The organism is Lentzea alba, assembly GCF_011067745.1.
GTDB classification, from domain to species: Bacteria; Actinomycetota; Actinomycetes; order Mycobacteriales; family Pseudonocardiaceae; genus Lentzea; species Lentzea alba.
In genome coordinates, this window is sequence record NZ_JAAMPJ010000001.1 from 183,219 (window position 1) to 203,197 (window position 19,979).

Consider the following 19,979-nt stretch of genomic DNA (forward strand, 5'->3'; position numbering starts at 1 on the left):
GATCTATATGACGATTTTCACTGTTAATCAGAACAATGGGGAATCGTCTCACACTTCACGCCTGGGCGTGTCTCAAATCACTTGCAAAAAATGCGAGCATCACCAACAATGCTCATCCGCACAAATGATCTACATCTGCAGTTGCACGAACGGCGTCTGCTCGGCCGACATCGGCACCTGGAACCGCTGGGTCAGGTAGGCCGCGATGTCGTGGAACAACGGCGCCGCCGACGCGCTGAACTGAGTGCCGTGCGGCCCGTCGAGCATGATGCCGACGACGTAGCGCGGATTGTCGGCGGGCAGGATGCCGGCGAACGTGATCCAGTACTCGGACTGCGAGTAGCACTTGCAGACCGGGTCGATCTGCTGGGCCGTGCCGGTCTTGCCCGCGATCTGGTAGCCGGGCAGGGCGGCCGCCTTGCCGGTCCCGTTCTGGTTCGCGTCCCGCGGGTCGGACTGCGTGACCGAGCGGAACATGTCGCGCACGGTCTTCGCGGTCTCCGGCGACACCACGCGGACGCCTTCCGGGCGCTGCTTCTCGGAACGGGCGCCCTCCTCGCCGATCTCGGCGCGGATCAGGCGCGGCGGGATGCGGAGGCCGTCGTTCGCGATGGCCTGGTACATGCCGGTCATCTGCAGCAACGTCATCGAGAGGCCCTGGCCGATCGGCAGGTTGCCGAAGGTCGAGCCGGACCACTGGTTCAGCGGCGGCACGACACCGGCCTCTTCGGCGGGCACACCGGACTGGGTGCGCTTGCCCAGGCCGAACTTCTGCAGCATCTCGGCGTAGCGCTCCTTGCCGACCTCCTGGGCGGCGAGCAGCGTGCCGACGTTCGAGGACTTCGCGAACACACCGGTGAACGACATGGGCACGGTGCTGTGGGTCCAGGCGTCCCTGATCGTGCGGTCGGCGACCTTCAACGAACCGGGCACCTGCAGCACGTCGTCCGGCTTGAACAGGCCGTACTCGACGGCCGCGGCAGCCGTGACGATCTTGTTCACCGAGCCCGGCTCGAAGCTGGAGGACACCGCCGCGTTGCGCTTCTGGTCCTCGGAGGCCTTGCCGAAGTCGGTGGGGTCGTAGGTCTTGTCGTTGGCCATGGCGATGATCTCGCCGGTGCGGCTGTCCAGCACGACGGCGGAGGCGGTCTTGGCGCCCGACTTCTTGGCGTAGTCGGTGACCATGCGCTGCACGGCGTACTGGGTGTCGATGTCGATCGTCAGCTCGAGGCTCTTGCCGGGCTGCGGCTTCACGAGCTCGCGCTCGGTGTTCGGGATGACGAGGGTGTCGTCGCCGGACATCGTGTCGACCACCCGGCGGCCCGTGCGGCCGGCGAGGGTGTTGTCCGCCGCGTTCTCCAGCCCGAGGATGCCCTGGGTGGTCGGCGGTTTCTCGTCCTGGCGCCAGTTCGCGGCGCCGATGATGTTCGACGCCAGGTCGCCGTTGGGGTAGATGCGCTTCGAGCGGTACTCGGAGCCGATCTCCGCCGGGAACTTCGCGACGATCGTCGCGGCTTTGGCCGGCTCGGCCTCCTGCACCAGGACCTCGTAGCTGATGTCCTCCACGAGCTGCCGGTAGATCGACTCCTCGTCGGTCTTCTCGCCGTTGACCTCGGGGCCCAGCGTCGACGAGATGAACTTCGCGACCTCGCGCGCGTGGTCGTCGTAGGACAGCGGGTACTGCTCGGGGTCCTTCGCGCGGGCTTCGTCCCAGGTCTTGCGGGCGCGCTGCGGCAGCACGTAGAGCGCGCGCACCTCGATCGAGAACGCGAGCTGGTTGCCGTTGCGATCGAGGATCGAACCGCGTTCGGCGGGAATGTCGAGGCGCGTCGTGCGCTGCTTCTGCGCCTGCAACGAGAGTTCGCTCGCCTCCAGACCCTGCACCTGCACGAGTTTCACGCCCGCGATCAGCAGCGCGCCGATCAGCAGGACGCGGCCGATCGCGATGCGCAGCTTGCTGTTGCCGCCGGTGCGCGCGGCCGGGCGAGAGCCGCGCACCGACAACGGGCGGCGCGGCGCTCGCTGCTGCGGACCGGGCATCAGCCACCCGCCGGAGGCGTCTGGCCGGAAGGCGGCGTGGACGTCTGGGAAGGAGGCGGAGGTGGCGTCGACTTGGTCGGCGCGCTCGGCTTGCCGAACTCCTCGACCGTGCCGTCCGGGTTCTGCCGCAGTCGTGCCGGGTTCGACGGCTCGACCAGGCCCATCTCGCCTGCCCGGCGGGCGAGATCGGTCGGCGACTCGAGCAGCGCCACCTCACGGCGCAGCTGCTCCATCTGCAACGTCAGCCTCTCCGCCTCGGCCCGCGCCTCCTGCAGGCGGTAGGTGTCGGCGGCGGCCTGGGTCGAGAAGTACATGATCCCGGCGACGCCCGCGCCCAGCACGAGCATCACCAGCACGACGAACGGAGCCTTCGACACCTGCTTCTGCTGCGGCGCTGGGGTGCCGCCCCGCAGGTTCTGGGCGCGCTGCGCACGGCGGGCGTAGGCGCGCTCGGCACCCGCGGTCCGCCGCCGCGCCTTGTCGTTCTCCTCGGCCTTCGCCTGCGACTTGCGCTGGGAGGGATCGCGGGGCGACGGCCCACCGACCCTCGCGGGTGCCGCCGTCATCTCGGTTCTCCGATCCGTTCCGCCGCCCGCAGCCGCACCGGCGCCGCGCGCGGGTTGTCCTCGATTTCCTGCTCCGACGCGAGTTCCGCGCCCTTCGTGAGCAACTTGATCTCGGGCCCGTGGCCCGGCAGTTCGACCGGCAGGCCCGGCGGGGTCTTCGACTTCGCCAGCTCCGCGAGCGCCTGCTTCACCATCCGGTCCTCGAGGGACTGGTACGACTCCACGACGATCCGCCCGCCGATGCCCAGCACGCCGAGGGCGGCGGGAAGGGCCAGCCGCAACGACTCCAGCTCGCCGTTGACCTCGATCCGCAACGCCTGGAACGTGCGCTTCGCCGGATGCCCGCCCGTGCGCCGCGACGCCGCGGGGACAACGTTGTACAGCAGCTCGACGAGCCGGCCGGAGTTCGTGAACGGCTCCTTCTCGCGCTCCCTGAGCACCGCGGAGGCGATCTTGCCCGCGAACCGCTCCTCGCCGTAGGTGGAGAGGATCCGCGCGAGGTCTCCGTGCGAGTAGGTGTTGAGCACGTCCGCCGCCGTCATGCCGGTGCCCTTGGACATCCGCATGTCGAGCGGGGCGTCCTTCGAGTACGCGAACCCGCGCTCTTCCTCGTCCAGCTGCAACGAGGACACGCCGAGGTCCATCAGCACACCGTCCACATGCGAGTAGCCGAGGTCCTCCACGGCTTCGTCGATGTGGTCGTAGGTGACGTTGACGAGCTTGACGCGATCACCGTGGCGCGCCAGGCGCTTCCCTGCCATCTCGATGGCCTGCGGGTCGCGGTCGAGCCCGATGAGGGTCAGTTCGGGGTGGGCGCTCAACAACGCGTCGGAGTGGCCGCCCATGCCGAGCGTCGTGTCGACGACGACGGCGGGCTTGCCGGAGAGCGCTGGAGCGAAGAGTTCCAGGACGCGGTCCAGCAGCACCGGAACGTGCCGCGGCTGATCCATCGTCCCTCTACTCCCCTGATGCGCGTTCGGGTGACGTCAGGTCCCCGCCCGCCCGTCGAACCTGGCGCCGGGGAAGGTGCGCCAGGGCCGATAGTCGAGCGGACCGAGGCCTCACGGCACCCGAATCGCGTGTGGAACATCCGGCCTGTTGCTCGGCTGACCGCCATCAGAAGACGCCCGGTATGACCTCCTCGCGAGCCTCGGCGTAGCCGTCCTCGTGCTCTTCGAGATAGGTCTGCCAGGCGGTCGCGTCCCAGATCTCCATCCTGGTGAACGCGCCGACGACCACGCACTCCTTGGTCAACCCGGCATACCGGCGCAGTTCCGGTGCGATCAGAACGCGGCCCTGACCGTCCGGACGCTGCTCGTCCGTACCCGCGAACAGATACCGCTGATAGGCGCGTACGGCGTCGTTGGTGAACGGCGCCTCGGCGACTTTCCTCGCCATCTGCTCGAACTCAGCCCGGGGAAACACGTACAGGCAGTGGTCCTGGCCTTTGGTGACCATGAGACCTCCCGCCAGTTCGTCCCGGAACTTCGCAGGCAGTGTCAACCGACCCTTGTCGTCCAGGCGCGGGTAGTGAGTGCCGAGGAACACGGCAGCCACCTCCCTTGCCGGGCGACGGACCGGCAGTGGAGCCCCCGTCTGCCCCACCGGCCGCCACAGTACCCCACTTTTCACCACAGTCAACGCTGAAACAGGTGTTTACACACCAACTCGTGACCCGTTTTCCCTGGTAGACGCAGTGGGAAGGCGTGGGGGGATGGTGGGGGAGCTGGTCAGCCACCACCTTGCCGAGTGAGGGTTCAGCCCCGATTAAGCACTCGAACGGCCTAGAAATTTCGGCCAAAACGTGGGGTTGAGGCGCGTTGGTGGGGGAAGGTGGAAAGTGGTGGAGCGAACCCGATGTAGCCCGCAGGTGTAGGGCACTTAGCCGTGGTTTGACACACTGCGTGAAACGCTCACACGTCCGTGTTCCGGACACGGCTGCTGGAGGTTTAGTGACACCGGGAAGCCCAAGCGCGAACAGTCACGCGCCGGTCGATCAGATCCTGGGAGAGTTGCACGGCGCCGTTCAGCGGATCGCCGCCAACGTCGAACGGGTGCTCGTCGGCAAACCCGACGTGGTCCGGCTCGCTCTCGTGGCGCTGCTCGCCGAGGGGCACCTGCTCGTGGAGGATGTGCCGGGCGTCGGCAAGACCTCACTTGCGAAAGCGCTTGCCCGCTCGATCGACTGCACCGTGAGCCGCGTGCAGTTCACGCCCGACCTGTTGCCCAGCGACATCACGGGCTCGTCGATCTACAACCGGCAGGAGAACGACTTCGAGTTTCGGCCGGGACCGATCTTCGCGAACATCGTCGTCGGCGACGAGATCAACCGCGCCTCCCCCAAGACGCAGTCCGCGCTCTTGGAGTGCATGGAGGAGCACCAGGTCACCGTCGACGCGAACACCTACCCGCTGGGCTCGCCCTTCATGGTGATCGCGACGCAGAACCCGATCGAGATGGAGGGCACCTACGCCCTTCCGGAAGCACAGCGCGACAGGTTCACCGCGCGCGTGTCGATCGGCTACCCGGACCCGGCGGCCGAGCTCGCCATGGTCGACGAGCACGCCGGCCACAACCCGCTCGACGACCTGCGGCCCGTCTCGGACGCGGCCCAGGTGCTGCGACTGATCGAGGCCGTGCGCCGGGTGCACCTCTCCCCCGAGGTGCGCCGGTACGCCGTCGAGCTGGTGTCGGCCACGCGCCGTCTGCCGGAGCTGCGGCTCGGTGCGTCACCGCGGTCCACGCTGCATCTCGTCCGCGCCGCACGTGCACAGGCCGCGCTGGCGGGCCGTGACTTCGTGGTGCCGGACGACATCCACGCGATCGCGATCCCGGTGCTCGCGCACCGGCTCGTGATGACCGCGGAGGCGCAGGCCGCCCGCCGGTCGCCGGCGGAACTGATCAGGGCCCTGCTGCAGCGGGTGCCGGTACCCACGGCGGCGCTGGATCCGAGCGCCGCGTTCGTCCGCAGCATGAACAACAACGCAGGGACGCCACGCTAACGATGCGCACCGCACTCTCCGGTCTCACCACGCGCGGAAGATGCTTGCTGGCCGCGGGGTTCGCCGCCGGAGTGTGCGCCGCGGTGCTGAACGAACGCGACCTGCTCCGGGTCGCGGCGTTCGTCATCGCGTTGCCACTGCTGGCCGCGTGGCTCGCGACGAGGGCTCGGGTGGGGTTGCACGCCGCCCGGTTCCTCGCGCCGAGCCGGGTGCCCGTCGGGGCGGCGTCCGAGGTCAAGCTCGACCTGCGCAGCACGGGCCGGCTGCCCACGGGCGGCCTGATGCTGGAGGACACCGTCCCGTACGCGCTGGGTGCGCGGCCGCGGTTCCTGGTGGAACGGCTGCCGCGCCACACGCCCACGACGTTGCGCTACCCGCTCAAGCCGGTCATGCGCGGCATCCAGCAGGTCGGCCCGCTGATGGCGCGGATCACCGACCCGTTCGGGCTGGCCGAGTTCGACCGCGAGCTCGCCGGCAGGTCACGGCTGGTCGTGGTCCCGCGCGTGGTGCGGCTGTCGGGCCTGCCCGGCGGTTCCGGCATGGGCGCGGGCGACGACGGCTCGGTGCGGCTGCGGGCCGGGCAGGGCGAGGACGACGCCGTGGTGCGGCCGTACCGGCAGGGCGATGACCTGCGCAAGGTGCACTGGCGCTCCACCGCGCGGCGGGACGAGCTGATGGTGCGAGTCGAGGAACGCCCGTGGCGTGGCGGCACGACCGTGTTGCTCGACCACCGGGTGCACGCCCATCGCGGCAGCGGGCCGACGGCCTCGCTGGAGTGGGCGATCTCGTTCGTGGCCTCGGTCTGCCTGCACCTGCACCACTTCGGTCACCAGGTCCGCCTGGTCTCCGAGGACGGCAGGGTGCTCGCGGGCGGGGCGTCCGACGGCGGGCACAGCGACCACGTCGTGCTGGACTCGCTGGCGGCGTTGCAGGGCTCGCACCGGCGTGAGCTCAGCGCGGGCATCGACCCCGGCGCGGGCCAGGAGGTCATCGCGGTGCTCGGCGGGGTGTCTCCGGCGTCGGTCGAGGAGCTGATCCGGTACCGGCCGCGGGGCATGCGCAGCCTCGCGGTGTTGCTGGACGTGAACGCCTGGGCAGGTGGCACGGACGCTTCGGCGCCGGAACCGGAGGACGCGCGGCGGTTGCTGACCGGCGCGGGCTGGGGTGTGGCGATCGCGCGGCCGTCGGCCTCGATGCAACAGGTGTGGCAGGAGCTGTGCGCCTCGGCCGGCAACCGCGGGCCGTCCGTTCGCTCGGAGGTGGGCTGAGATGGGGTCCCGTTCCGCTCCCTCGAAGGGCGCCGAGCCCGAGTGGTTCACGTCGGCGACGCCGTGGATCGCCGCGCTGGCCGTGCTGTGCGCCTCGACCGCGCTTTCGGGTGTGATCGAGGGCGACCTGTGGCTGGTGCGCATCGGCGTGGTGATCGTCGCGATCACCGTGACCGGCGCGTTCCTGCGGGCGACCCGGCTGACCCCGCCACTGGTCGCCGTCGCCCAGGTGTTCGTGCTGTTGTGCCTGCTCACGGCGTTGCACACGCGGTCGGGCATTTTCCTGTTCATCCCCGGCCCCGACGCGTTGGGCGAGCTCGGCGACGTGCTCGCGGAGTCTGTGGCGCAGGTGCAGACCGGGGTGCCGCCGGTGCACGCGACGCCGGCGATCCAGGCCCTCGTGGTGCTGGCGATCGGCCTGGTCGCGGTGCTGGTGGACACGCTGGCCGTCGCGGCCGCGGCGCCGGCGGCGTCCGGGCTGGTGCTGCTGTGCGTGTTCGCGGTGCCCGCGTCGCTGGCCGACGAGATGCTGCCGTTCTGGACGTTCATCCTGGGCGCGGCGGCGTTCGCGATGCTGCTCGCGGTCGACGGTCAGCACCGGCACCAGGCGTGGCGGGGCAGGCTCGGGTCCGGGTCGGCCAGTGGCTCCGGCAGTTCCGCGACCTCGGTGGCCAGCATCGCGATGGTGATCGCGCTGGTCGTCGGCGCCGGTTTCACGTTCGTCGGCACCGTCGGCAGGCTGCCGGGCGGGAGCGGCGGTGGCGGCGGCAAGGGCGGCATCGGCCTGAGCGAGATGACCTCGTTGCGCGGCATGCTCAACCGCGGCCGGGAGGTCGAGGTCTTCACCGTGCGCGGCCTGCCGGAGTCGATGTACATGCGCGCGACCACGCTCGCCAAGTACGTGCCGAACAAGGGCTGGGAACGCGGTCTCAACCCCGGCGGGGACCCCGCGCGCGGGGAGTTGCCGCTGCAGCCGGGCGACCGCGGTGAAGGCTCGATCACCAAGATCAAGATCGAACCGCGGGACTGGAAGAGCTACTGGCTGCCGACCTACGGCGCCGTCCGCCGCATCGACACTCCGGACGACGACTACAGCTTCGACCCGGACAAGGGCGTGATCTTCACGCGGGCGGAGCGGGAGCCGGAGCCGTACGAGATCGAGACGGTGCTCTCGGCGCCGTCCAAGGAAGCCCTGCGCCTCGCTCCTCCCGGCGGGAAGAACATCATCAAGCGGGACTACCTCGACTACGACGGTGTCGAGCAGCCGGTGATCGACGCCGCGAAGAAGGCCGTCGAGGGCGCGACGAACGACTTCGACAAGGCGGCCAAGCTCACCGAGTTCTTCAACAAGCCGGGCAGCGGGTTCAAGTACGAACTCAAGACCCAGGGCGACATCACCACCGACGCGCTGACCGACTTCGTGACGAAGTCCAAGGTCGGCTACTGCGAGCAGTACGCCTCCGCGATGGCCGTGATGGCCCGCGTGGTGGGGCTGGCGTCCCGCGTGGCGATCGGCTTCACGGGCGGTATCCCCCAGGGGGAGGGGACCAACGTCTACCGCACGATCAGCACCAACGACGCGCACGCGTGGGTCGAGATCTTCTTCCCCAACTACGGCTGGATGACCTTCGACCCGACCCCGATCGACGACGGCCGCGGGGTCGTGCCGCCGTACCTGCGGGAGACCCAGTCGGGCGAGGACGAGCTGCCGACCGGCGAGAACAACTCCGAGTCGGTGGCGCCGTCCGCGACCGGGTCGGCCCAGCCGTCCACCGCCACCGACGGCACCGAGGACAACCAGAGCCTCCAGGAAGCCGCTTCCTCCGGTCCGCCGACGTGGCTGCTGTGGACGGTCGGCGCGGTGCTGGCCCTGGCCGTCCTGCTGACGCTGTTCCTGGTGCTCGCCCTGCTCGGTGCGGTCGGCGCGGGCCTGATGGGCGCGAGGTGGGCACGCAAGCTGCTGATACCGGCCGCGGGCGGGTTGTGGCTGATGGGCGCCGGCCTGGCCGCCGCCTTGATCTCGTGGTGGCTCGCCGCGGTGCTGGTGCTCGCAGGGCTCGCCCTGACGCCCTTGCTGGTTCGCGCCGTGCGTCGGCGCAACCGCCTGCACGAGGTCGCGAAGCTCGGTCCCGGGGCGGCCTCGGCGGCCTGGAGCGAGCTCCTGGCGGAGTCGATCGACCGCGGCGCGCCCGTGCCGGCGGCCGAGACCATCCGGGCCGCCGCGCGCCGGTTGGCCCGCGAGCACAACCTGGACGACGCCGGCAAGAACGGGCTGCGGACGGTGATCGGGGCGATCGAGCGGTCCTGGTACAGCGCGAACCCCGGCGCTGACCCGGCGCTGCCCGGTGCGCTGGCGGCGGTGCGACAGTCGTTGCGACAGAACGCCCCGCTGTCGTTGCGGGCGAAGCTGTTCCCGAAGTCCGTGCTGAAGCCGGCGCCCGCGCCGGTGGTCGCCGAGGCGCCCGAGCGCGAGCCGGTTCCGGTCTAGGGCCTGGAACGGCAAAGCGATGGGCCCGCTCCCCGTTCGGGGGCGGGCCCATCGCTTTGTTCGGTCGGTTACTGCTCTTCGTCGAAACGGCGGCGGAAGCGCTCTTCCATCCGTTCGGAGAACGAGCTGCGGCTGCGCGTCGGCTTGCCGTCCTCCTGCGCGCCTTCGGCCACCTGGTCACCGCGACGAAGTGTCGTCAGGGTGATGAGCGCACCGAAGAACATGAGCAGGAAGCCGAAGACGCTCACCACGGGGATGCTGGCGATCGAGAGCTGCGGGAGCGTCACTCCGATGATGAGTGCGGCCACGCCGACCACGAACAACACGATGCCTTGCACGCGGCGTCGCTTCGACGGCCGCCGCAACTTGGCGCCTCGTACGGTGGATGCGAACTTCGGGTCCTCGGCGTAGAGCGCGCGCTCGATCTGGTCGAGCAGTCGCTGCTCGTGCTCGGAGAGTGGCATCGTTCCTCCTCCGGCACAGCGGTCGCGGGCGCCGGGTGTTTTCGGTTTCCGCCGAACCCGGCGGACGACCCACCCTGGGGACGTCACCCTCCAGGATACGATCCGCGCGCCCCGGCGACTACCCAGTGGGCCTTCTCATACGGTCGGTTCTGTCACCATCATCCTCCTGGGGCAGTGGTGAGGCCCTCGTGAGGCCTCCTCACGGCCCTGGTGGCCTTCCGTTCACACCCGTCGAGCAGGGCCTGAGCGGCTGGCCCACCGCGTCGGGTTCCCCCGCCGCGGTGGGCCACAGAGCGTGACGGTGCCGCTCGCACGTCTCGGTTCGTCGTGTTCGCTCTGGATCGCGCGGCTCGATCAGCTCGCGATCCGGTAGGCGCGGATGATCGTCACCTCGCCCGTGTTGCCTGCCGCGTCCGTGGTTTTGGCGCGCAGCGAAGCGAACTTCGCGTCCTTCGGGTGGTGCACGATCGCCTTGTCACCGGCCACCGGCACCTGCTTCCAGGTCTTGCCGTCGTCGAACGACACCTCGACGGCGACGCGCTTGACCCTCGGCGTGTTCTGCGCCTGCTCGACCTTCAGCGGGACGGGCAGCACACGGCCGTGTGCGGTGTCCTTGTCGTCGAGCTCGGGCTGGAAGCGGACGATCGAGAGCGGCATGCGCGTGATGTCGGTCGTGTGCTTGGCCTTGAAGGTCCAGGCGCCGCTGACCTTCGTCGACAGTTCGGCGTCGCGGCTTTGTTCCATCTCTGCCCGGTACGCGCCTTCTGCGGCCGGGACGTCGAAGACCCCGGACAAGCCGTTCGACTCGCCGAGCTTCGTGTTGTTGTGGAAAAGGGTGACCTTCGCGGGTCCGGTGAAGTCCCTGCCCTCGCCGCCGTTGCTGTCGGTGAAGAGCGGGACCCTCACGGCGATCTGGTCTTCGAGCCGCGCGATGCCGAAGCTGGGCGCCGCCGGGACGGACGGGCCGAAGATCGCGGCGCCGAACGTCTGCGCGTACTTCTTGCCGCCCTTGAAGGAACGCGAGGGCGTCTCGGTCGCGTACTCGCCCTTGTCGTCCGGACCGACGCGGTCGTAGATCCAGCTCCACTTGCCGGTCGCGGTGCTGACGAGGTCGACGGCGCGGCCGCCCTCGGGCACCGGCGTGGTCCAGCCGAAGCCGCCGGTGTCGTCGATCGGGTGCGGCATCGCGGTGACACCGTGCTTGCGGCCCTCGCCCGCCGGCCGGAAGCCGGTGGTCATCTCGGCCAGTTCGCTCGTCTTGGTGGTGCGCTCGTAGCCGGTCGGCATGCCCTTCTCGGTGTACATCAGGCGGTAGCTGACCGGGGTTTTCTCATCGCGTGGCGTCCCCTTGAACTGCTCGGCGAACGTCGTCAGGAAGCCCGGCGCGTCCGGTCCGATCTGAGCGGTGAACGCCTGACCCGCCAGGCCGTCGAAGAACGCCCAGCCGTGGCTGAACAGGTCGCCCGCCACCTGCGTGCTGAACGAGACGGTGCCGATCACGCCCTTGGCCGCCGGGTCGGGGGTCTTGAGGGCCACCGGCTTGGCGTTGCGCGCGTCGAGCGTGATCGAGGCCTTGCCGGTCACCTGGAACTTCGGCTGCACCATGAACGCGACCTTGAAGTCCGGGCCGATGACGCCGCTGTCCACGAGGTACTCGCCCTTGGGCAGCCGGATGTTCTTGGCGCCGCCCGGATGTCCCTTGCCGGTCTTGGTGTTGATGAACACCGTGCCGTGGTTGTCCGCCGGGTTGCCGTCGAAGCCGAGCACCGAGACGCCGACGTCGTAGCTCTCGACCTCGCGGTTGACGCTGACCAGCGTTCGCAGGCCGTTCGACGCGACGATCGCGCCGCTGTAGGCGCCGTCGGCGGCGTTCACCTTGGTGTCAGCGGTGATCGTTGCCTTGGCCTCGCCGCCGGCGGGGACGGTGATCTTCGACGGTGACAAGGTGACCAGACCGGCGGGCGAGGGCTTGCCGTCCGGTCCGGTGACGTCGGCGCTCAGGTCGAGCGTCACGGGCTCCTTGCCCGGGTTGCGGTAGGTGACCTCGCGGACGACCTTCTGGTCGTCGTCGTGCGGCCACTGCTGGACGCCGAAGTTGATGTTGCTCGGCTCCGCGGTCACCTGCTGCGCCAGCATCTTCGGCACGTCGACGCGGCCGGTGCCCTGGTCGAACGGCTTGAGCCCCGGATTGGCCCTGGCCGACGCCATGACCGTCGCCTTGAGCCGCGTGCCGGTCCAGTCCGGGTGCTGCTGCTTGAGCAACGCGACGACACCCGCGACGTGCGGCGTCGCCATCGACGTGCCGGACATCGCGACGTGGCCCTGCGTGCCGGCCTCGGCCGCCACGATGTCGACGCCGGGCGCGGTGACGTCCGGCTTGACCGCACCGTCCGCGGCGGGGCCACGGCTGGAGAACGGCGCGATGCCGTCGTTGCGGTCCACGGCACCGACGGTCAGCGCGGACTCCGCGCTACCCGGCGAGCCGATCGTCTCCGGTCGTCCCGAGTTGCCCGCCGCGATCACGAACAGTGCGCCGGTCTGAGCGGAGATGCGGTTGACGGCCTCCTCGATCGGGTCGATGTCCGGGGTGTCGCCACCACCCAGGCTCATGTTGACGACGTGCGCGCCCTGCTCGGCCGCCCACTGCATGCCGCCGAGGATCGCCGACTCGGTGCAGCCGCCCGGCTGGCACACCTTGCCGTCGAGGATCTCCGCGTCCGGCGCGACACCGCGGTACTTCTCGCCCCTGCTGGCGATCGTCGACGCGACGTGCGTGCCGTGCCCGACCTCGTCGGTGTTGTCCGGCGAGTCGGTGAAGTTCTTCTCGGCGACCTGCTTTCCCTGCAGGTCCGGGTGTTTCTCGTCGACGCCCGTGTCGAGCACGGCGACCTTCACGCCCTTGCCGGTGACACCTGCCTGCCACGCCTCGGGCGCGCCGATCTGCTTGGTGCTGCGGTCGAGCGTCACCTTGCGGACGCCGTCGAGCCACACCTTCTCGACCGCGCCACCACGCAGTGATTCCCAGGCACGGCCCGACTTCTCGACCGAACCGGTCACCAGATCGGCCACGGACTCCTTGGCACTCAACGCGGTGATGCCCGATCGTGCGCCCGCCGCCGGCCGCACGATCACGGGCACCGAGTCGCGACGCGCGTCGTCGTAGCCGAACTCGGCCAGCGACGTCACGTCGAACAACCTCGGGTCGAGCTTTCCGCCTGCCACCAACGCAACCGCGTCCGCGGGCACGACGTGCTGGTGCCCGTCCCGCGTGTAGGTGCGCACGGGAAGCTTCTCCCGTCCCGGACCCGGCACGTACCGCACAACGCGGTTGCCGGCCAGGTCCACCCGGTCGCCGGTGATCAGCGTGACGCTCTGGTCGCGCTGTCCCGGTGCCGGTTCCGCCTGCGCGACAGCCGCCGTTGCCGTGGTGACAAGGCCTGCCGACAGCGCGAGCGCGGTGATCCCCCGACGGGCACCTCGCTGTCCTGCTCTCACTGGTTACCTCCAGTGTTCGATGAGGTGTTGCGTCAGTGACCGTAGGGACACCGAGCGTCACCTCACCTCCTTCTGAAGGTCGGAGGTGGCGGCAGCGATCTCATCCCGCAGAGGTACGCGGGACTGGCCGATCGACCGGTTGACACACTCGCAGCGGGTTTGGCGTTGAGTCGTGACCGTCCTTTCGTGCACACTTCGTGCGGCCGCCATCTGCGTGCGGCACTGGGGGCTTGGGGGAAGGTCGCTTTACTCATGCGTGTTTCATTGCGTGCTGCCATCGCTGTCGCGCTTCTCGTCGGTTTCTACGTCCTCGCTTTCGGGCTCATCGGCGGGCTCCTCGCGCTGGAGACGTACGCCCTGATCAACCGGCCGTTCGTCGGCCTGAAACTGGCGTTCTTCGTCGTGCCGGTGGTGTACGCGCTCGTCAAGGGCCTGATCTCGCTGGAACGCCGCGGGCAGGTCGAGGTGCCCGGCTCCCTCGTCACGCCCGCGGAGCAGCCCGCGCTCTGGGACCTCGTCCGCCGCCTGGCCGCCGACGTCGGCACCCGCCCGCCGGACGAGATCCGGATCCTCGCCGCGGTGAACGCCGGCGTCACCGAGGACACCCGCCTGCTGGGTCTGCGCGTGCTGAAGCGCAGGATGTTCATCGGTGCTCCCCTGCTCACCTCCTTGACCGAGAAGCAGCTCATCGCCGTGCTCGCGCACGAGCTCGGGCACTACGCCAACAAGGACACTCGCCTGGGCGGCGTCGTGGTCTCCGGCCGCAACGCCATGCTGCGCGCCGGTTCCCACATGAACGCCGAGCGCTGGTTCCAGCGCATGATCGCCAAGCTGTTCCGGGGTTACGCCAAGCTCTACCTCCGTGTCTCCCAAGCGATCAGCAGGCGCCAGGAGTTCGCCGCCGACCGCTTCTCCGCCTCACTGGCCGGCTCGTCCGCCGCCGCCTCGGCCCTGCGCGAACTGCCGGTGATCGACGCCGCGTGGGACCTCTTCACCAACCGCCACCTGACCGTCGCGTGGGAGCTCGGCTACCTCCCCACAACGTTCTTCGACGGCTTCACCCGCCTGCGCACCTCCCCCGAACTCCACGAGAAGCTGGAGGAGATCCGCCAGGACCCGACCGACCCCGACCGCGGCCCGTACGACTCGCACCCGCCGTTGCAGGACCGCATCGCCGCCATCGAGGCCATGGGCCTGGAACCCGAATCGGGCTGGGGCGACCGCCCGGCGATCGAACTGCTCGCCGACCCGATGCCGTTGCTGGACGCCGCCGTGCTGAACTCGCTGGTGTCCGACGCCGACCAGAAGGAACGCGTCGACTGGGCCACGCTCGGCCACATCGGCGCCCGCGCCCGCGTGGTGCGCGGCACTGAGCGCCTGCTGCAGTCCGCCGCCACCGCGATGAACCAGTCGCCGTCACTCACGACCGTGCTCGACGCGCTGGACGCGGGCCGCCTGGCCGACCTCGGCTCGTACGAACCGGGCAGCCGTGACGCCGGCGCACGAGCCCGCCGCGAGATGGCCAGGGGCGAGGTCCTGCCGGAGCTGTCCGCGTTGGTGGCGCTGGCGTTCTCCGACGCGGGCCTGGCGCACTGGGAGCTGGACTGGCTGGGACGGACCACGTTCGTCACCTCCTCTCACGACTTCGACATGGCCGACCACCTCGACACCGCGGTAGCCGACCACGGCAGCACCGAGGGCCTGCGCGGCGCGCTGGCCGTGGCCGGTGTGGCCCTCGACTACCGCCCTGCGAACTGACTTCTGGAGAACCCCGTGGTGCTCTCACTTCTCTTCAAGCCCAAGGAACTCATCACCGTCATCCGCCTGATGCGCGAAGCCAAGCGCCTGGGCGTCGAGATCGACGACCTCCCCTCCGAAGTCGTGGCCGCCCACGTCCTCCCCAAAACCCACCCCGAGCGCTACGGCCTGGTCCCCGACGCCGACGTGACCTGCACGGCACCGATCGAGGACCTGGCCCTGGCCGCCGTGAAGGACGACGTCCGCGCCGGCAACTGGGAGAACGCCGCCGACCTGGTCACCGCCACGCACGGCGACTGGGACCGCCGCCAGCGCGTGGTGTGGGCCTTGGCCGACCTGGCCGCCAAGGACGACGCCTGGATGAAGTCCTGGCAGGACGCCCGCCCGGGTGACCCCCACTGGCTGGTGGTGCACGCGATGTCACTCGTGTCCCTGGCCTGGGACATCCGCGGCAGCGCCAGGGCTTCCGAGACCACGCGCGAACAGTTCGACGGCTTCCACCGAGTCCTCTTCGAAGCCCGCGAAGCCGCAGGCGTGGCGGCCGCCGTGCTGCCGGACGACCCGACGCCGCTGAACACCCTGCTGACCCTCGCCCGCGGTCTGCAGCTGGACCACGACGAGTTCCGCGCGATCTGGACCGAACTCGTGTCCCGCGACCCCTTGCACCACAACGGACACCAGCAGGCCCTGCAGTACTGGTGCGCCAAGTGGCACGGCTCCGACGAACTAGCGCTGGAGTTCGCGCTGGAGGCCGCAGCCAAGTCGCCGAAGTTCTTGGCGTTGCCACTGCACGCCGCCTACGAGGCAGACAGCACGCCGGACATGTGGAAGGCACCGTCGGTCGTGGCCTCCTTGGATGCGTTGCTGGGTCGGCTTGCCGACGAGGGTGCGGACACCTACGCCCTGCGGGATGACCGCGGGTACGCGGCTTTCGCGCTGATCCGGTTGGAACGGTTCGAGGAAGCGGTGGGGCAGTTCCGGGCATTGGGAGAGCTGGCGGATGCCGGGCCCTGGAGCTACTTCGAGGACCCGAGGCTGACGTTCTTGAGCTTGCGGGGGGTGGCGGTCAAGGCGATGTCCAAGGGCAAGGGGGTCAAGGCTCCAGTCCGATGAGGACCGGGGTTGGCGACTCCTTTCGTTGGGGCCGTGGACAAACGGGGCACCGGGCCTGACGGTCAGGTGCGCGCCGCAGGCAGTGGCGTGTGCGACGCGGGGGCGCGCCCCGGCATGGCGCCGCGATGCGAGTCGTACGGCCAGGTTGCCGCGCCGGGGTGAGACGCGGAGGGGTCGGCAAGAGCGCATGCCGCGCAGGGCGACACACGGACGGGTTGGCAAGAGCGCCTGCCCCGCTGGGTGAGAAGCGGCTGGGTTGGCAGGAGCGCATGCCCCGCTGGGTGAGAAGCGGCTGGGTAGCGGTAGGCGCCCACGCGTCGCGATTGGGCTTTACCTTGAGGGGGCGGGATGCTTCGCCGTTCGGGTTCGGCCGGGGCGCTTTTCACCCCGGCTTTTGGAGGCCGTCCAGCATCCCGCTAGAGGCTCAAGGTCAAGCCCCGATCGCAATCGTCGCGAAGCGGCGATGAACTCCCACGCCCTCGGTAAGGCCCGCGCAACCACCCGAGCAAGGTGACCGCCCGCACGCCAGGCGACCCCTCCGCTGGAACCCGCCCCACGCGGCCAAGGCAATGCGGGCCGCGCAAGCCCGCACCGCGCGGCCCGCACCCACAAACCGTTGAAGCTCAACCGATTGCCAGCGGCACACGGGCCTGCGGGACCGCCGGCGGGCGACGTTCCATCACCGCGAGCTCCAGCTGGCGGGCCGGCGATTCACCCAGCAGTTTGCGGGCCAGGGTGGTGCCCTTGCGCGGGGCGAGGGCCAGTTCGGCTCGTAGGGCTTGGACGCCGACGTAGTGGGCTACCTCGTCGAGGATGGCTTTGGTGTCGGCGATCGAGCGGGTGCGGCGGATCGCGTCCACGGCCGCGCGTTCCAGGGGCGCTACGTGGAAGCCTCGGCGGATTGCCGGTTTGGGGAGGCGGTCTGTGCGTTCCAGGCGCAGGGTGCCGTGGCCCCAGGCTCGGCTGTGGCGCGGGGCCAGGACGTGGATGGCGTCGGCGGTGGGCAGGACGGATCTCATGCCGTGCAGGTAGAGGGCGTCGAAGGCGGTGAGCATGGAGCGCTCGCCTGCGTAGAGGAGGGCCGCCTGCACCAGCTGTTCGCGGGACGGGCCTGCTCGGGACAGCAGGAAGATGCTCGGGAACAGGCGTTGCCAGGGGCCGCCCGGGCGGGCTCGCTGGTCGATCAGGGACGAGGACAGTCCTATGTGGATCAGGGCTGCCACCGGGGCTACTCGGTGGACGAAGAGGGAGCCGAGGGCTTCCAGGTCGATGGGGTGGCGCATGGGTTGATGGTGCGCGATCGCAAGCCCGGGGGACCGGGGGTGGTGGGAAGTTGTGGACAAGTCGGTGCCTGTGGACAGGTTGCGATCACTCGGGCTTCGGCTGGGGCTCTGCTGTCCTGTTCGGACTGTCGCGCAGCAGGGAGGCTGGGCGGACGGCTAGCGAGCCGAAGCGCGAACGGGCCTGGTCGGCGGCTTGATCGGCTTCGCGCCAGCCGCGTTCTGGGGCGTCGAAGATCAGTTGCTGGGCGGAGTCGGCGTTGTCAAGACCCTCTATTCGGACGCCGATCAGACGGACCGCGCCGGGTGGGACCTGGGTGTCGAGCAGCTCCACGGCGGTGCGGTAGACCTCCTGGGTCACGTCGGTCGCCATGGGCAGGGTGCGCGAGCGGGTGATCGTGGAGAAGTCGGAGAAGCGGACCTTGATGGAGACGGTTCGGCCGCGCAAACCCTTTGCGCGCAGGGATCCTGTCGAGCGCTCGGACAGCCGCAGCAGTTCGCGGCGCAGCACCGCGCGGTCGAGGTGGTCCACCTCGAAGGTCTCCTCGGCGCCGATCGACTTCTCCCGCGACTCGGGCACCACCGCGCGGTCGTCGACACCGGCGGCCAGGGCGAAGAGGTGTTCCGCCAGCGCGACGCCGATCAAGCGGCGCAGGCGGGGCAACGGGGTCGCGGCCACGTCGGCGACGGTGGCCAGGCCCAGTTCTTCAAGGCGCGCGGCGGTTTTCGCGCCTACGCCCCACAGTGAGGACACCGGCAGTGGGTGCAGGAACTCCAGCACATCAGAAGAAGGCACGACCATCATGCCGTCGGGCTTGCACATGCCCGAGGCGAGCTTGGCGAGAAACTTCGTTGGTGCCACACCGACAGAACAAGTCACACCGTGGTCAGCGAACACACGAGACCTGACGAGCTCGCCGATGCCACCGGGCGTGAGACCCAAACGGCGAAGTGCTCCACCGACGTCCAGGAACGCCTCGTCCAACGACAGAGGCTCCACGAGAGGCGTGATGTCGCGGAAGATCGCCATCACGCCACGCGAGACCTCCTGGTAGAGGTCGAACTGCGGCGGCAGGTACACGGCATCAGGGATCAACCGGCGCGCGTGAGCGGTCGGCATCGCGGAACGCACGCCGTACTCGCGGGCGATGTAGTTCGCCGAACACACGACGCCACGCCCGCTGACACCGCCGACGACCACAGGGACGGATGCGAGTTCGGGACGTTCGCGAATCTCCACCGACGCGTAGAAGGCGTCCATGTCGACGTGCAGCATCCGGCAGCCCGTGTCGTCAGGCCACACACCGTCACGCGCACGGAACCGATCGCGCAGGCCGCGTGGCAGGTTCGCACTGCGACCCATGAACACCCCTCTCGAACGTGAGTTCGAGAGGAATCCTACAGTTTGTACACACGCGCCGCGTTCTCCGACGCGATCAGCCGTGCGATCCGATGCGCGTCCTCCTCCAGGAACGCGTCACGCCGCAGTCCGTCGGACAAGAAGTCCGACAATGCACGCCGGAACAGCAACGCGCCGAGGTAGTACAACTCGGGCAGACCGAACGCGTCGGAGGAGAACAGGAACTTGCCGTACGGCACGATCTCCAACGCCTCGGCGAACACTCGCGACGCCTGGTGCCCCAGCCCGTGCGTCGCCAGCCCGAGATCGCAGAACACGTGCGGGAACACCTGAGCCAGATATCCGGCCTGACGGTGGAACGGGTAGTTGTGCAGCAACAGCACGGGCACGCCCAAACCAGCCGTCGCGCGCAAGAACGGCGTCAACAACGACGGATCGCAACGGTGCAGATCGATGTCCGAGTCGCCGTAGCCCACGTGGAACTGCAACGGCAGACCAGCGTCCAACGCCTCCCACGCCAGCCAAGTGATCACCACCGGTGAGACCAGCCGTCCGGACGACCACTCCGAAACCGCCCGCACGACGTCCGAGTCAGCGGGACGCTCAGCCGGCAACGCGAGCCCCGTCCGGTAAGCCGCGACCGACTTCGCACCGACAGCCGACGTGGCAGCCAACCGCGAACGCACAGCCGACATGAACGAGGACGGCGACTCCGAAGATCGCACCGTTTCAGCCAGGTGCTCCAACCGCACGATGTCGTGCGGCACCGCCCCGGCCAGCGACCCGAGCTCCGCGGCCGACAACAGCCGATCGGGCTGGAACCCACCGTCCACGAGGAACGTGTGGATCCCGGACGCCATCAGGAAAGTCCGCGACACCTCGGTGATGTGCAGCGAGTTCCGCCGTTCGAGGTACGCCTCAGCCGAAGCGTGCCGAGGCAGGTCCAAGAGCGGCGCGCACCAGCGTCGCACCGCGAACCCGACCGCCGAGTCGAAGAAAGACCCACCCAACGGAGAGACCGCATCGGCCTCCAACAACAACGACTCGAACTCCGAGCGCGTGCTGTCAGTGCGCAACACACCGTGGCAGTGGTGATCTATCAGCCCGAGTTCGGCGACGAACGGCAGGATGCCCATAACCTTAGG

General features: G+C 69.4%; 14 protein-coding genes. 5 read left to right on the top strand and 9 right to left on the bottom strand.

Going from position 1 to position 19,979, the window contains the following annotated elements:
• Positions 1 to 129 precede the first annotated feature (129 nt).
• The 4 genes from G7043_RS00830 to mraZ all read right to left on the bottom strand — a co-directional run bounded on the left by G7043_RS00830 (position 130) and on the right by mraZ (position 4,154).
• The gene (locus G7043_RS00830; protein ID WP_166042826.1) at positions 130 to 2,040 is read right to left on the bottom strand and encodes a peptidoglycan D,D-transpeptidase FtsI family protein; all 1,911 of its coding nucleotides are present in this window, start codon (positions 2,038 to 2,040) and stop codon (positions 130 to 132) included.
• Entirely contained in the window at positions 2,040 to 2,606 is a 567-nt protein-coding gene (locus G7043_RS00835) for a hypothetical protein (protein WP_166042827.1), read from the bottom strand. The genes G7043_RS00830 and G7043_RS00835 overlap by 1 nt, the downstream gene beginning before the upstream one ends.
• Positions 2,603 to 3,556 (bottom strand): 16S rRNA (cytosine(1402)-N(4))-methyltransferase RsmH, encoded by a 954-nt coding sequence (rsmH, locus tag G7043_RS00840; protein ID WP_166042828.1) that lies wholly within the window; start codon positions 3,554 to 3,556, stop codon positions 2,603 to 2,605. Before rsmH ends, G7043_RS00835 begins: the two co-directional genes overlap by 4 nt.
• A gap of 166 nt (positions 3,557 to 3,722) precedes the next feature.
• Positions 3,723 to 4,154 (bottom strand): division/cell wall cluster transcriptional repressor MraZ, encoded by a 432-nt coding sequence (gene mraZ, locus G7043_RS00845; RefSeq protein WP_086664612.1) that lies wholly within the window; start codon positions 4,152 to 4,154, stop codon positions 3,723 to 3,725.
• A 404-nt stretch (positions 4,155 to 4,558) separates the two neighbouring features.
• On the opposite strand from mraZ, the gene G7043_RS00850 reads away from it, so the two are divergent.
• Genes G7043_RS00850 through G7043_RS00860 form a run of 3 tightly spaced genes read left to right on the top strand, consistent with a single transcriptional unit; the run spans position 4,559 to position 9,364 of the window.
• Positions 4,559 to 5,608, top strand: a complete 1,050-nt coding sequence (locus G7043_RS00850; RefSeq protein ID WP_390826872.1) for an AAA family ATPase — start codon at positions 4,559 to 4,561, stop codon at positions 5,606 to 5,608.
• Between the two features lie 2 nt (positions 5,609 to 5,610).
• Positions 5,611 to 6,876 (top strand): DUF58 domain-containing protein, encoded by a 1,266-nt coding sequence (locus tag G7043_RS00855; RefSeq protein ID WP_166042829.1) that lies wholly within the window; start codon positions 5,611 to 5,613, stop codon positions 6,874 to 6,876.
• Between the two features lies 1 nt (position 6,877).
• Positions 6,878 to 9,364 carry a transglutaminase family protein gene (locus G7043_RS00860; RefSeq protein WP_166042830.1) on the top strand — a complete coding sequence of 829 codons (2,487 nt, stop codon included), beginning with the start codon at positions 6,878 to 6,880 and terminating at the stop codon, positions 9,362 to 9,364.
• A 68-nt stretch (positions 9,365 to 9,432) separates the two neighbouring features.
• Here the strand turns inward: G7043_RS00860 and G7043_RS00865 are convergent, their stop codons facing one another.
• Both G7043_RS00865 and G7043_RS00870 read right to left on the bottom strand, forming a co-directional pair.
• On the bottom strand, positions 9,433 to 9,828 hold the full coding sequence (locus tag G7043_RS00865) for a DUF3040 domain-containing protein (RefSeq protein ID WP_086664609.1): 396 nt from the start codon (positions 9,826 to 9,828) through the stop codon (positions 9,433 to 9,435).
• 354 nt (positions 9,829 to 10,182) lie between these two features.
• Positions 10,183 to 13,323, bottom strand: a complete 3,141-nt coding sequence (locus G7043_RS00870; protein WP_166042831.1) for a S8 family peptidase — start codon at positions 13,321 to 13,323, stop codon at positions 10,183 to 10,185.
• Between the two features lie 252 nt (positions 13,324 to 13,575).
• On the opposite strand from G7043_RS00870, the gene G7043_RS00875 reads away from it, so the two are divergent.
• Both G7043_RS00875 and G7043_RS00880 read left to right on the top strand, forming a co-directional pair.
• Positions 13,576 to 15,081: a M48 family metalloprotease gene (locus G7043_RS00875; protein WP_166042832.1), complete on the top strand. Its 1,506-nt coding sequence runs from the start codon at positions 13,576 to 13,578 to the stop codon at positions 15,079 to 15,081.
• 15 nt (positions 15,082 to 15,096) lie between these two features.
• Positions 15,097 to 16,194 carry a DUF4034 domain-containing protein gene (locus tag G7043_RS00880; RefSeq protein WP_166042833.1) on the top strand — a complete coding sequence of 366 codons (1,098 nt, stop codon included), beginning with the start codon at positions 15,097 to 15,099 and terminating at the stop codon, positions 16,192 to 16,194.
• A 623-nt stretch (positions 16,195 to 16,817) separates the two neighbouring features.
• On the opposite strand, the gene G7043_RS00885 is transcribed toward G7043_RS00880, so the two are convergent.
• The 3 genes from G7043_RS00885 to G7043_RS00895 form a co-directional block, all read right to left on the bottom strand.
• Positions 16,818 to 17,477 carry a hypothetical protein gene (locus G7043_RS00885; protein ID WP_166042834.1) on the bottom strand — a complete coding sequence of 220 codons (660 nt, stop codon included), beginning with the start codon at positions 17,475 to 17,477 and terminating at the stop codon, positions 16,818 to 16,820.
• Positions 17,478 to 17,562: 85 nt separating this feature from the next.
• Positions 17,563 to 18,837, bottom strand: a complete 1,275-nt coding sequence (locus tag G7043_RS00890; protein ID WP_166042835.1) for a DNA polymerase IV — start codon at positions 18,835 to 18,837, stop codon at positions 17,563 to 17,565.
• A gap of 35 nt (positions 18,838 to 18,872) precedes the next feature.
• Complete coding sequence (locus G7043_RS00895; protein WP_166042840.1) at positions 18,873 to 19,970, bottom strand: amidohydrolase family protein; 1,098 nt, start codon at positions 19,968 to 19,970, stop codon at positions 18,873 to 18,875.
• Positions 19,971 to 19,979: the final 9 nt, after the last annotated feature.

Excerpts from the sequence above, each read along its gene's own strand:
- G7043_RS00830 (WP_166042826.1), bottom strand. The coding sequence starts at position 2,040 with ATGCCCGGTCCGCAGCAGCGAGCGCCGCGCCGCCCGTTGTCGGTGCGC.
- G7043_RS00835 (WP_166042827.1), bottom strand. The coding sequence starts at position 2,606 with ATGACGGCGGCACCCGCGAGGGTCGGTGGGCCGTCGCCCCGCGATCCC.
- rsmH (WP_166042828.1), bottom strand. The coding sequence starts at position 3,556 with ATGGATCAGCCGCGGCACGTTCCGGTGCTGCTGGACCGCGTCCTGGAA.
- G7043_RS00855 (WP_166042829.1), top strand. The coding sequence starts at position 5,611 with ATGCGCACCGCACTCTCCGGTCTCACCACGCGCGGAAGATGCTTGCTG.
- G7043_RS00860 (WP_166042830.1), top strand. The coding sequence starts at position 6,878 with ATGGGGTCCCGTTCCGCTCCCTCGAAGGGCGCCGAGCCCGAGTGGTTC.
- G7043_RS00865 (WP_086664609.1), bottom strand. The coding sequence starts at position 9,828 with ATGCCACTCTCCGAGCACGAGCAGCGACTGCTCGACCAGATCGAGCGC.
- G7043_RS00875 (WP_166042832.1), top strand. The coding sequence starts at position 13,576 with ATGCGTGTTTCATTGCGTGCTGCCATCGCTGTCGCGCTTCTCGTCGGT.
- G7043_RS00885 (WP_166042834.1), bottom strand. The coding sequence starts at position 17,477 with ATGCGCCACCCCATCGACCTGGAAGCCCTCGGCTCCCTCTTCGTCCAC.
- G7043_RS00890 (WP_166042835.1), bottom strand. The coding sequence starts at position 18,837 with ATGGGTCGCAGTGCGAACCTGCCACGCGGCCTGCGCGATCGGTTCCGT.
- G7043_RS00895 (WP_166042840.1), bottom strand. The coding sequence starts at position 19,970 with ATGGGCATCCTGCCGTTCGTCGCCGAACTCGGGCTGATAGATCACCAC.